Origin of the sequence: Kineococcus radiotolerans SRS30216 = ATCC BAA-149, assembly GCF_000017305.1 — a bacterium.
GTDB classification, from domain to species: domain Bacteria; phylum Actinomycetota; class Actinomycetes; order Actinomycetales; family Kineococcaceae; genus Kineococcus; species Kineococcus radiotolerans.
In genome coordinates, this window is sequence record NC_009664.2 from 4537794 (window position 1) to 4550171 (window position 12378).

The 12378-nt window shown below is 70.0% G+C and carries 11 protein-coding genes; 5 read left to right on the top strand and 6 right to left on the bottom strand.

The features are described 5' to 3' along the window. The first annotated feature begins 82 nt into the window (after positions 1-82). The 3 genes from KRAD_RS21630 (at position 83) to KRAD_RS21640 (ending at position 3506) form a co-directional block, all read left to right on the top strand. Entirely contained in the window at positions 83-1204 is a 1122-nt protein-coding gene (locus tag KRAD_RS21630) for an FAD-dependent oxidoreductase (RefSeq protein ID WP_012087838.1), read from the top strand. Between the two features lie 679 nt (positions 1205-1883). Then, positions 1884-2930, top strand: a complete 1047-nt coding sequence (locus KRAD_RS21635; protein WP_012087839.1) for an NAD(P)-dependent alcohol dehydrogenase — start codon at positions 1884-1886, stop codon at positions 2928-2930. A 300-nt stretch (positions 2931-3230) separates the two neighbouring features. Further along, a complete protein-coding gene (locus tag KRAD_RS21640; protein WP_157873696.1) occupies positions 3231-3506 on the top strand; it encodes a hypothetical protein in 276 nt (91 codons plus the stop codon). Between the two features lie 143 nt (positions 3507-3649). On the opposite strand, the gene KRAD_RS24705 is transcribed toward KRAD_RS21640, so the two are convergent. The 4 genes from KRAD_RS24705 to KRAD_RS21660 all read right to left on the bottom strand — a co-directional run bounded on the left by KRAD_RS24705 (position 3650) and on the right by KRAD_RS21660 (position 7036). Then, positions 3650-4192 (bottom strand): hypothetical protein, encoded by a 543-nt coding sequence (locus tag KRAD_RS24705; RefSeq protein ID WP_012087841.1) that lies wholly within the window; start codon positions 4190-4192, stop codon positions 3650-3652. Continuing rightward, positions 4189-4521 (bottom strand): helix-turn-helix transcriptional regulator, encoded by a 333-nt coding sequence (locus KRAD_RS21650; protein WP_238985786.1) that lies wholly within the window; start codon positions 4519-4521, stop codon positions 4189-4191. Before KRAD_RS21650 ends, KRAD_RS24705 begins: the two co-directional genes overlap by 4 nt. A 141-nt stretch (positions 4522-4662) precedes the next feature. Beyond that, positions 4663-5514 (bottom strand): SDR family NAD(P)-dependent oxidoreductase, encoded by an 852-nt coding sequence (locus KRAD_RS21655; RefSeq protein WP_012087843.1) that lies wholly within the window; start codon positions 5512-5514, stop codon positions 4663-4665. A gap of 385 nt (positions 5515-5899) precedes the next feature. Next, the gene (locus tag KRAD_RS21660; protein WP_157873697.1) at positions 5900-7036 is read right to left on the bottom strand and encodes a hypothetical protein; all 1137 of its coding nucleotides are present in this window, start codon (positions 7034-7036) and stop codon (positions 5900-5902) included. Positions 7037-7731: 695 nt separating this feature from the next. On the opposite strand from KRAD_RS21660, the gene KRAD_RS21665 reads away from it, so the two are divergent. Together KRAD_RS21665 and KRAD_RS21670 are read left to right on the top strand one after the other, a co-directional pair. Continuing rightward, positions 7732-8238: a hypothetical protein gene (locus tag KRAD_RS21665; protein ID WP_041292334.1), complete on the top strand. Its 507-nt coding sequence runs from the start codon at positions 7732-7734 to the stop codon at positions 8236-8238. A gap of 93 nt (positions 8239-8331) precedes the next feature. Continuing rightward, complete coding sequence (locus KRAD_RS21670) at positions 8332-8781, top strand: hypothetical protein (RefSeq protein ID WP_012087847.1); 450 nt, start codon at positions 8332-8334, stop codon at positions 8779-8781. A gap of 840 nt (positions 8782-9621) precedes the next feature. On the opposite strand, the gene KRAD_RS27725 is transcribed toward KRAD_RS21670, so the two are convergent. Together KRAD_RS27725 and KRAD_RS21680 are read right to left on the bottom strand one after the other, a co-directional pair. After that, entirely contained in the window at positions 9622-11211 is a 1590-nt protein-coding gene (locus tag KRAD_RS27725) for a methyl-accepting chemotaxis protein (RefSeq protein WP_157873698.1), read from the bottom strand. Positions 11212-11587: 376 nt separating this feature from the next. After that, positions 11588-12262 carry a GAF and ANTAR domain-containing protein gene (locus tag KRAD_RS21680; RefSeq protein WP_041292336.1) on the bottom strand — a complete coding sequence of 225 codons (675 nt, stop codon included), beginning with the start codon at positions 12260-12262 and terminating at the stop codon, positions 11588-11590. Positions 12263-12378: the final 116 nt, after the last annotated feature.

The following is a 12378-nucleotide window of genomic DNA, read 5'->3' on the forward strand; positions in this document are numbered from 1 at the left end:
CCCTGTCCCCGTCGACGGTGAGCGCCGTTCCCGGCGGGGGACGACACCACATCAACCCGACCAAGCACCCAAGGAGCCTTTCGTGAAGATCCTCGTCGTGGGAGCCGGCCTGGCCGGATGCACCACCGCCCTGCACCTACGACGCAGCGGACACGACGTGACGGTGGTCGACGCCATCACCGAGCCCTACCGCGGCGGGTACATGCTGCAGCTGGACCAAAGCGCCCAACGGTTCATGCAAGACCTGGAACTGGGGGACTTGATGGAGAAGTTCTCCGTACCCGCTCCGGACATCGCCGTGCTGCGCACAAGTGCGCGCGGACACAAAACCATGACCACCCTCGACCCCAAGGGGTACCGCCTGGTGCGTCGCGGTGACCTGATCGGCGCGATCGGTGAGCGTACTGCCGCTGAAGTCCCCTTGCGCCTGGGCCGGGAACTGGCCGGCATCGAGCAGCACCTCGATCACATCGTCGCACACTTCGCTAACGGAGACGCCCAGCGCTACGACCTGCTGCTGGGTGCCGACGGGGTGCGTTCGACTGTGCGCCGTCTCACCCTGGGTCCGGACGAGGAGTTCGTCTACGACAACGGCTGGACCAACGTCTGGGTCAACGTCCCCCTTGAGGCACTGGGGCAGGACCGGTCCGAGATCTACTACGGCAAAGGCATGGGTGCCTACTTCTTTCCCTATCCCGACGGGGACCAGGCCTTGTTCCTCGCCGTCATGCCCACCGGCTCGCGCCCGGTGCACACCAGCGATCTGATCGCCGAGGTGCGCCACCGCATGAACGTCGGATCGCGGGGATTCCTGATCGCCTCCGCTCTGGCCGACGCCGATCTCGACGCCGTGCGGTTGACCCGGTTCGCGCAGGTGCGGATGCCCCGCTGGCACGCTGGCCGCGTCGTACTGGTCGGGGATGCCGCCTACTGCGTCGACCCCCTGTCTGGGGTGGGGACTACCGCGAGCTTGTTGGGCGCTGCCCGTCTGAGCCAGGCGGTAAACACGCACGGTGCAGATGTCAACGCTGCTGCGCGTGAGTACACCGCCCGTGTAGCGCCTCGCGTCAGGCTCTGGCAGCACACGACAGCAGGTCTCCTGGAGTCGGTCACTGGCTCGAGAGCGAGTCAGCGCCTCCAGGGGACCTCGCAGCTGGCCCACATTGTCACTGACCTGACGCGCGTCGGCTTGGGCCGACGCTGACTGGGCAGCCCCTACGGGCAGAGTCCAGCTCATGGACGGTCTGTGGGGTCTGCGGCGCGGAGAGCGCGGCGCGGGACGGCTGATCCTCCAGCGGCTTTCAAGCTGACGAAACCTCGGGGCCGCGGGCCGCGGGCCGCTGCGGGGTGATGTCGGTGACTAGCCCAAGATCACGCTGATTTGTCAAGCAGCGCTCTGCGTGGGTGGCGGCGTGCGATGGCCCGTCGTGAGCCGCATTGGGTCGTGGTCGGCCGGCCGGCGCAGGACCGATGGCTGGCGCGGCGCGTCAGCTCGCCGCAGGTGCCGCAGGTGCCGCAGGTGCCCAGGCGACGGTGCGGGGCGACGGTGCTGCGGGGGTGCGGCGGGGGCGCTGCACGGGTCGGGAGAGGTGGTGGCCAGGCGGCTTGGGGCTCGCGGGTGTGGATGAGGGTGGCCGCCTGCAGGAGGGGGCGAGGTCGAGGTCGCAGGTGTCGCAGAGATGGTGCAGGTCGGTGGGCTGTTCGAGGAGGACTTGCTGCACGTCGTGGAGGTGGTTGAGCTGGGCGCAGCGCGCTTGAGGTGTCGTGCAGGAGCCGCCGCGTTCGGCGCTTGAGCCGGGGAGTCGGAGGTCGACCGACGCGCGTCGGTGATTTAGGAGTAAACTACACTCTGTACCGATAATCGTCGAGGAGAGGAGACTGCCGTGCGCGCAGTCCAGTACCGGACCATCGGAGCAGCACCGGAGGTCGTGGACATCGACAAGCCGACACCGGGCCCCGGGCAGGTGCTCCTGGAGGTGACCGCCGCCGGCATCTGCCACTCCGACGACTTCGTCATGAACCTGCCCGCGGACCAGTACACCTACGGCCTGCCCCTCACCTTGGGCCACGAGGGCGCCGGGCGTGTCGCCGAACTCGGCCCGGGCACCACGGGCATCGACATCTGCACCGACGTCGTCGTCTACGGTCCGTGGGGCTGCGGCACATGCCACGCCTGTGCGCAGGGCAAGGAGAACTACTGCTCGCGCGCGGCGGAGCTGGGCATCAACCCGCCCGGACTGGGTGCCCCCGGGGCGCTGGCCGAGTTCATGATCGTCGACTCCCCGCGTCACCTGGTGCCGATCGGCGACCTCGACCCGGTGGCGACCGTGCCGCTGACCGACGCCGGCCTCACCCCCTACCACGCGATCAAGCGCTCGCTGCCGAAGCTGCGCGCGGGCTCGACCGCGGTCGTCATCGGCACCGGTGGCCTGGGTCACCTCGCCATCCAGATCCTGCGCGCACTCTCCCCCGCCCGCGTCCTCGCCCTCGACGTCACCGAGGAGAAGCTCGCGCTGGCCACCGCCGTCGGCGCCCACGACGTCGTCCTCTCCGACGCCGACGCGGCCGCGAACGTGCGCAAGGCGCTGGGTGGGCGCGGAGCCGACCTCGTCCTGGACTTCGTCGGCGCCCAGCCCACGATCGACACCGCGATGGCGGTGGCCGGGGTGGAGTCCGACGTCACCATCGTCGGGATCTCCAGCAAGCCCGCCGCCGCGCAGGTCGGCTTCTTCCGCCAGGCCTACGAGGCGTCGGTGACCGTCCCGTACTGGGGTTCGCGCGGTGAGCTCATCGAGCTGATCGACCTCGCCCACCAGGGCGTGTTCGACGTGCACACCGAGACGTTCGCGATGGCTGAGGCCCCCACGGCGTACGAGCGTCTCGCCGCGGGGACCCTGGCTGGGCGCGCGGTCGTCGTCCCCTCGCTCTGACCCGTTTCTGACCCTCGAACTTCTTGGCCCCCTGGCACCCTTCGTGGCCGTGGTCCCATAGGTACGGTTCGTGAGACCACGGCCAGGAAGGGCCCACCGGACGTCCTGTGGGCGTGCTGATGAGGACAGCGGGGTGACGCACTTGAAGTCCGGACATCGACAGTATGCGAGTGATCATCGTGCTCAGCTTTCCTTCGACATGAGCGTGACCACGCCGCCGCTGGCCATCAGCGGCCGCCCATATCGCGGGATGACCGGAAGGTCATGGTCACCGCGGTCGAAGTCTGCCAGCATCAGGAGATGAGCACCGAGCAGGCCCAGAAGGCATCCCCCGACAAGCAGGGGCGCTTCAGCTTCGTGTCCTGCATCGGCGCCGTGTTCATGTTCCTCGCGGTCGTGTTGCTCGTGAAGGCAGGCACCACACGTGACGTGGTGGGGAGCTGCATCGTCCTCGTGGTGGGCGCGGACCTGATGCTGCCTCGGGGGGAGCAGAGTGGTCGTGTGGTGCGAGTAGCGAGGACGGTGCTCCTCGTGGTGGGGCTGACCCTGGTGGCCGTAGAGATCGCTGTGCTGTGAGCCGGTGCTGTGGCCCGGTGCAGCGAGGAGCGACGTCACGCAGGAGCACGCACAACGCGGGATGACCGTGAAGTTGTCAGGGGTTTGAGCGGACCAAGCGTCGCGTTCCGCGGCCTGTCGAGACTTGTCGTCTGTGAGGACGGCTACTCGTTGAAGCCATCGGCCTCGAGGACCGGTTCGCGCCAGGTCCAGGCCAGGGCAGCGGCGGGCAGCATGGTGGCGGTGAGGAACGAGGCGACGAGCAACGTCGTCCAGCCCCCGGTCTCGACGATCTGCACGCCCGCCTCGTCTGCCAGGAGGTTGTCGAGGACCGCAAGGACTGCCAGCGCGCCCAGCAGCAGCAGGGTGAGGCGGAAGCCGCGTCGGTAAGCATGGTCGCGGTCGCTGATCTCGCGTTCGTCGAGCAGGTTCTCCGGTGCGTCGTCCAGCATCCGCGTCGCGCGGCGCAGCACGGCCAAGGCGTAGCTGGCCGGGGCGATGGCAAATGCGACCAGCCCCGGGTCGAAGTCGCCGACGGTAGCGGCCAGGACACCAAAGGCGAAGGTGGCCGCGGGGAGCAGGGCGAGGGCGCGGCGGGCGGTGCGAGTGGCCAGCCACGCCGGCAGTGGCTGCTGGCGTTGTTCCTGGAGTCGGGCGTGGGTAGCGGCGCGTCGGTGCGCACGGTATTCGGTCCCGATGGGGTTCATGTGCTGGCTCCTGCCTGGGCGGGCGTGGTCGTCGGTGCCTCAGCGGGCGCCGTGGGGGATGTGGGGGCGGGGTAGAGCTGCGCTGACATGGGCGGGAAGGGGGTGAGGGAGAAGAGCGCCTCCACGGGTAGGCCGAAGTGGCCGGCCAGGCGCAGGGCGAGTTCGACGGAGGGGCCGTAATCGCCGCGTTCGAGGAAGCCGATGGTCTGAACGTTGACGCCGACCGCTTCGGCCAGCTGGCGGCGGGTGATGCCGCGTTCGGCGCGCAGCACCGCGAGGCGGTTGTGCAGGTGCTTCGCGCCTGCCGACTCCTTCGCCTTGTTCACCACCCCCCCATGTTGCGTCATCGCAACACAGAGCGCAAGAGAGGCAATGGAGGTGGCGGACGAGGTGGTGCTGGATGACCCTGCGGACATCGACATGAGCGCGACGGCGCGGCCATCGCCATGTGCGTGTGTCGGGCGCCGGGGTCAGTCCGCCCTGGTCCCGGTCTGCCGGTAGCGACCGGCGATCTGGCCGCCTCGAGAACTGGCGCGCAGCGTGCCTTCGGCGGCGGTCAACGCCTCCACCGCAGCCGGGTCCTCGAGCCCGGGCACGCACATCGTCTCGCCGTCGCGAAGCGCCGACAGCGAGGCCTCGACGACGTCTTCGGGTGGCATGCCGCCGTCGTCGTGGACCTTCTCCTCGCCAGGGACGGGCAGGTCGCCTCTGGTGAGGTGGAATTCGGTGGCGGTCAGTCCTGGGCACACGACCTGCACGCTCACCGGGGACCCGGCCAGTTCGGCGGCGAGGGTACGGGTGAACGTCACGACGTAGCCCTTGGTGCCGCCGTACACGGCGCGGTGGGGGAGTGGGTCCGGCGGCAGGCTCCCGGCGAACGCCAGCAGCGAGGCCACGCTGATGACGGCGCCGCGCCCGCGCGTCAGCATTCCGGGCACGGCGGCCCGGGTCAGCACCGTCAGGGCGGTGACGTTGACGGCCAGCACCTGGGTCAGCAGGTCGGCTTCGGTCTGCGCGAACGGGCCGTAGCCGTTGATGCCCGCGTTGTTGACCAGGAGGTCCACATCGACGGCACGTGCGGCGACCCGGGTCAGGTCGCTGGCCTGGGATAGGTCGGCGGTGAGGGTCTGCACCGTGACGCCGTGCTCGTCGCGCAGCGCGGCGGCAAGCTGCTCCAGGCGGTCGCCTCGGCGAGCGACGAGGACGAGACCCCAACCCCGTTCGGCGAGCTGGCGGGCGTACACGGCGCCGATTCCGGAGGAGGCGCCGGTGATCAGGGCGGTCCCGGTGGTCTTGGTGGTGTCGAGTGCCATGCCGTCCATGGTGCTCCGGCCGCTGGGCGCGGCACGCCAGGACCTGGCCGCGCGTTGGGTGGCGATCGACTGCCCGGTGCGAGGCAAGGATGGTCACCTCCTGTCGCATCGACCACCGCCCGTAAGCCGAGACCCTCACCATCGAACGCGGCCTCGCTCGATGACCCGCAGCGCCTTGCCGGCGCGCCGTTCCAAGACGAGCTCGAGCTGCGACCGGTCACGGCGAAACGCGGCGGCGTGGCGAGTTCTCGTTTGACGGCCAAGCTGTCGTCCCGAGGATCCCGCACTGATCTCGGCACGACCGTGACGTCGCGGGGCGTCAGCCACAGCGCACAACGCGGGATGACCGTGACGTCGTGGGCAATGCCTTCTCCTGCGATGGCAGCAGCGGCCGTTACGGAACCCCGGGCCAGCTCAGCAGCCGCTCCACAGCCTGACGTGGACGGGTCGGGATCGACACGCCCACGTTCTGCCCGTCGGCTCGGATCCAGTAGATGCCGGTCACCTCATCTTCAAGATGGGTGACCTGAGCCAGAACATCCCCGATGCGCACGACGGTCCAGCCGCCGGTGGGGTTGCGCAGATCGGTGCCCGCCACGATCGGCGGGGCGTCCGGCTCGGGTGGGGCTGTGGAGATGGTGGTGACGCCGGCTTGGGTGAGGCGGTGGAACGGCACAGTGTGCAGGTCGACCCCGGCGGGGACGAGGAGCAGGTAGCGCCGTTGTGGATCGACGTGGCGGCGCAGCCAGACGCGTTCCTCACCCGAGGCGGGTTGTGGGCAGGGGCCGGTGAACGAAGCCTCGTCAGGGTCGATGTCCACGCCATCGCTCAGGACGCCGGGGGCGCCCCACATACCCAGGGTCTCGTAGCGGAACTCACGGGCGATGGGTCGCAAGTGCTCCAGAACCGCGGCGACGTGCTCGCTCAGGGGCAGGCCGGCTAGGGGGGCGGGGCGGGCTGCGGCGGCGCGGGCCACCGCCTCCTCTTCGATGCGGGCCGGCCACAACGGGAGCTCGGTGTCCTGTGGCGGATCCGGCGCGGTGGGCCAGTCCGTGAGCACGCCGACGTCGCGGTACGTCCATCGCGCGGAAGGCCGCCCGTCGGGCAGGCGGGGGTCGAGCCACTCCAGGTGGGCTTGGCTGGAGCGGCTGATGGCGGCGAGGACGTGGGCGGTGGTGGGTCGGTCCATGTCCCCGAGGGTGGCGCCGAGGTCGACGGGGACGGCGGAGGCCAGGGCGGCGGCGATGCGCAGGACGCCTCGGTGGTGGCGGGCGTGGGGGAGGTCGGCGGGCAGCGGGCCTGGTGGGGCGTTGGGGTCGATGGCGGCGATGGCTTCGGCCCAGCGCAGGGTGGCGCGGGGGGTGCCGTCGGGGTGAGTGTCGAGGTCGAGGAAGCCAGCAGCGTCGAGGGTGGTGAGCCAGTCCCCGGTGCGGTGCAGCAGTTCGACGGCGACGGCGGGTGGGCCCAGCTCGATCCAGGCCATGGTGAGGACGTCGGTGAGTTGGCTGGAGGTCAGCGTCGAACCCGTCACGGGGGTGAGTCTCGGAGTGGACGGGTGGATGAGGAGGGGCTGGGCCCATCCAGTCATCGTCATGGTGGGGACGCCCCTGACAGCTCAGGACCGCACACAACGCGGGATGACCGTGAAGTCGTCGTTGCGGTGGGGAGGGCCGTCGCCGCATCTTGCAGCGCCGAGCCGGGGCGCAAGGGAAACGGTGAGTTGAGCTGCCTCAGCTGGTGGTGACGGCCACGCCCCACTGCGAGGGGCCGTCGTTGGGGTCAGTGACTTTGAAGGTGGCTTCGCCGGTGGTCGGGATGAGCTCACCGACGCGGTGGCCCTGCCCGTCGCAGTTGACGGTGACCGTGGTGCCGGCCAGGTCCAGACCGAGGCTCCCGTCGCCGGTGCAGGCGGCACCACACGTGACGTGGTGGGGAGCTGCATCGTCCTCGTGGTGGGCGCGGACCTGATGCTGCCTCGGGGGAGCAGAGTGGTCGTGTGGTGCAAGTAGCGAGGACGGTGCTCCTCGTGGTGGGGCTGACCCTGGTGGCCGTAGAGATCGCTGTGCTGTGACCTGATGCTGTGACCCGGTGGTGGGGGCCGGTGCAGCAAGGAGCGACGTCACGCAGGAGCACGCACAACGCGGGATGACCGTGAAGTCGGCGCTCTACGGCTGCAGCCGCGACAAAAGGACGTGGTAGCCGCAGCTTGTCGGGCACTGTGGAGTCGTGCTCGCCAGCTTCTCGGTCGCCGTCGCCATCCGCATGGCTCAGGCCGCCGCTGATCTACCGCGTCCACGGGTATCGCTGGTGCCGGCAGCGTCGTATCGCCTCGAGCGGGGCCACGACGAGCGCGAGGTGCTCGACGAGCCGTCCTTCGCGGTGAGTCTGGACCTCGCGGCGCCACTGACCTCGCCGCATGAGGCGATCGGCTACCAAGTCTTCGACACCACCTCGCAGTGGGTGTCCCTGGGCGGCACCCTCCTGCTGCTGGACAACGCGATGGGCTCTGAGCGTTGTGAGCCGCGACCGGCGCGGTTGCGGAGCGAGCAGGACGGGGGTCTGCGCATGCCCTTCGACGGGTGGTGGGTCTTTCCCGACTTCGCTGACGAGCTGGATGGGCAGGTCGACATCACGGTGCTGACCACCGTGAAGTGGGTCCAAGAGGGCCGCGCCGTGCAGGAGGCTGAGGTGTTGATGGACTTCACCTTGGCCCTGTTGAACTCACGCCCTTGAGTCGGTGGTGGGCGCGGCACCGCCCGCACTGCGGAATGACCGTGAATCCGCTCGACGAGGTTCCACCCCTCCTGCACGCGGCATGATGCGGTGATGGCGACGACGTCAACCGAGCAAGTACGGCGTGATCCCCGCTACCGCGGGGGACGGCTGTTATCCGCGCTGGCGGTGCTGGGTCTGTCGGTGGCGGCCTGGCAGGGGTGGGTGAGCTGGTGGGCCGACGATGCCCAGGCGCCGGCCGCGGCGGGGTGGTTCCACCTCGGTGCGGGTCTAACGCTGGCGGCGGCTGTGGTGCTCGGCAGTGTCCGTCTGGGGGTCCTGCTGCCTGCTGTGGTGGCGACGGTGGTGGTGTGCGCCACCGCGGCGTGGACGCTGAAGGACACCGGAGGCCCGTTCTGGATGGTGGGGGTGCTCACCGTGGGTGTCATCGCGGTGATGGTCACTGGGCTGGTCGGGGCGCTGGTGGTGCTGTTGCGGGCTCGGGCTGATCTGCGGCGCGAGGTCGATGCACCACCCTCCAAAGCACAGCGTGAGCGGGGCTGACAGCGTTACCGGGAGGTTCTCCGCAGGAAGCGCCGTCGCGGACTTCGGCAAGACCACAACGTGGTCAGGCCAGTTGAGGCCGCCCGTATCGCGGGATGACCGTGACGTTCAAGCCGCGATGGGGTCAGGCGGAGACGGCAGCTAAACAGTCCGGTCGGGCACTGCGTCATCGGACTGCCGGTGTTCAGTCGCGCGTCTCGTCGCGGACTTCACGCGGTGGGACGGGTTCTGCGGCGAGGTCCGCGCTGGCGTCCGCAGCGAGATCTTCGGCGCGGGAGAGGCAGGTGGGGCAGATGCCTCGCCAGGCCAGGCGTGGTTGGCGCATCCGGCGACCGCACAGTGTCCACGGGGTGGAGCTGGCCGTGGAGCGATCGCGGATGAGGTGGGCGGCGTGGCCACCCCGCCCCCGCCACACCCACCGGCCGCTGAGGTCGAAAGCGAGGTCAGCGTCAGCCTTGCCGGCGCTGCTACCACCCGCGTGACCATCCTCGACCCGCCTCACCGGAGGAGGCCCTTCGGGGTGCCGGCCGTAACACTTCTGGTCGTGGGTCATGCCTCACCTACCTCGTGCCTGCCTCGAGGACTCCGTCGTGGTGACCCAAGATAACGAGACAGGGTGCCAGAAGCTTCCCAGAGCTCCACTGCGACTCCACGGCGACTTTGTCGCGGCAGACGTGGAGGTCAGTTGACCACGCTGTGCCGTCACGTACCCCGGTGGCCTGGGTGGACCCGGGTGTTCGGGGGTGACCCAGGTGGCTCGACCACGGGTGGCTCGACGCGGCCTGGGTAGTCGTGGGGACGGGGCCGGGGTCCGGGGCTGACCCCAGACCCCGGCTGGGGTCAGCGCGGGAGGGTGAAGGAGCCCACGAGCTCGTTCAGTTCCACCGCCGCGCGCGAGACCTCACCCGCTGTGGTCGCGGTGTGCGTGGCCCCCGCGGTGGTCTGGTCCGAGGCCGCGGCGATGCCGGAGATGTTCGTGGCGATCTCCTGGCTGCCGGTGGAGACCTCGGTGACGTTGCGGACCATCTCACTGGTGGTGGCGGACTGCTCCTCCACCGCCGCGGCGATGGTGGACTGCAACCCGTCGATGCGGGCGATGACCTCGGTGATCTCCGCGATCGCGGAGGCGGCCTCGGTGGCGTCGGTCTGGGTGGCGTTGACGCGGGTCACGATGGACTCCGTGGCCCGCGCGGTCTGCTGCGCGAGCTCCTTGACCTCGCCAGCGACGACGGCGAAGCCCTTGCCCATCTCCCCGGCGCGCGCGGCTTCGATGGTGGCGTTGAGGGCGAGGAGGTTGGTCTGCTCGGCGATGGAGGTGATGAGCTTGACGACGTCGCCGATCTCGCGGGAGGAGGCGGAGAGGCGGTCGAGGGTCTCCCCGGCGGACGTGGCGGCGGCGACGGCGGAGGCGGCGGTGGAGGAGGCTTCGGCGGTGGAGGTGGCGATCTCGCGGATCGCGGAGGACATCTCGTCCCCGGCGGCAGCGACGGTGCCGATGTTGGCGGAGATCTCCTCAGTCGCCGCGGAGACGACCTGGGCCTGGGTGGCGGCCTCCTCCGCACCGGAGGAGAGCTGGGTGGCGACGGTGGTCAGTTCTTCGGAGGAGGCGGCCAGGGTGGAGGCGTTGCCGGCGATGCGGCGCACGGTGTCGGTGAGACGGTCCATGGTCGCGTCCAGCGCGGTGGCCAGCTGACCGACCTCGTCGCGGGTGGTGATGCCGACGCGCTGGTCCAGGCGGCCGGAGGCGAGGCCCTCGACGACGGTGAGGACGCGGGACAGCGGGCCGGCGATCTCACGGGCGACGGCGACGGCGACCACGACGGCGACGGCCAGGGCGAGCGCGCCGATGACCAGCAGCAGCACGACCGCGGAGCGGTAGTCGCTGCCACCCTCGGTGGCCATGTCCTGGGCGGCCTGCTGCTCGATGCCGCTGAGCTCATCGAGCTGGGTGTTGAGCTGCTTCACCAGGGGCGTTAGCACGCTCTCCCGCGTGCGGTAGAAGCCGACGGTGTCGTTGGCCGTGGCCAGGGGAATCAACTGCTTCCGCGCGGTGCGGAACTCCGCCATGAGGTCCTCGGCTTCCCCGCGTTCCTCGGTGGAGGCAGTCGGGTCGGTGCCCAGGTAGGCCTTCCAAGAGGCGTCGTAGACCGCGTCATCGGCAGTCATCGCGCTCAGCGCCGCCTGGGTGGCGGTCGCGTCGGGGGCCAGGGCGGCGTTGAGCAGGTCGAAGCGGGTGGTGGAGAAGTCCTCTTTGACCTTGGCGATCGACTGCACGGAGGCGATGCCGGAGGTGGAGACCTGGTTCAGGTTGGCTTGGGAAGAACCCAGGCGGTTGATGCCGAGCGCGACCACGACGGCCAGCAGCAGGCAGACGACGCCGAAGCCGGCGAACAACTTGGAGGCGACGTTCAGATTGCGCAGCGTGGCCATGACCATCCTTGGGCTCCCGGGTGCCCAGGCCGGCAGGTGAGCAGGCGGGCCCCGATGACGGGTGGATCCGACGCGCTGCTTGATCGGCATCCTGTTCATCGGGCGCTGAAGGAGATTGCTGAAGCACAACGGCCCTCTGAGTGGGCCCGGGCACCGAAAGACCCAGCACGGGTGTTCGCCGAGGTACGGGCGTGCGCCGAGGGGCTGACGAGACGCTGGGGCGGCTCCTTCGCCCGCGGGTCTGGACGAAGGAGCCTGGCGGGCGTGGGGCCCGGGCCGCCGCGCCCACCTGCCCGGTAGCCGAACACGAGCACCGCACTCCCGCGAGCGGGGGAGCGCGGTGCCCTCCAGCTCAGGGGCTCAGGGGCTCACGGGCTCAGCGGTGCAGCTGCCCGGTGGTGGCCAGCTCCTCCGCGACCTCTCGCAGCTTGCGATTGGCGTCCTGGCTGACCCGGGCCAGCAAGGCGAAGGCCTGATCGGCGTCGAGCCGGTAGCGCTCCATGAGGATGCCCTTGGCCTGTCCGATGACGTCGCGACTCACCAGCGCGATCTGCACGTGGGAGAGCTCCTCCGCGCCTGCCAGGGCGATGGCGGCGTGGGCGGCGAAGAGTTGCCCGACGTCTTCGGCGTCGTCGTCGAGGACGTCGGGGGTAGTGGCGATGAGGTCCAGGGAGCCGAGGTTGTCCCCTTCGACGAACAGCTGGAAGCACAGCACGCTGCGCAGCCCCGCCTGCCCGGCGTGCTGGGCCAAGCGAGGCCAGCGGGGGTCGGTAGCCAGGTCGGCGACGCGCACGGTCTGGTCTTCGTAGAGGGCGTCGAGGCAGGGGCCTTCGCCGGTCTGATCCTGCAGCTGGTCCAGCAGGGTGCCCAGGGGGCCCGCGCTGGCTTGGGAGAAGACGTGGCGGCGGGCGCGTACCCGGGTGATGGTCGCGTCCTGCACGCCGGGGACGAGGGCGACGGCGGCGGTGACGATGTGCTCCATCACCGCTTGCGGGTCGTTGCGGCGTTGCAGCTCGTGGGCCAGCTGCGCCAGACGCTGCCCCGTGCTCACCTCGTAGCCCTGCTCGAGACCCGGCTCGAGACCCCGTTCGAGACCCCGTTCGAGACCCCGCCCATGACTCGGTCCGGGCCCTTGCCCGTTCCCACTGGGCAGGGTGTGCTGGGCGT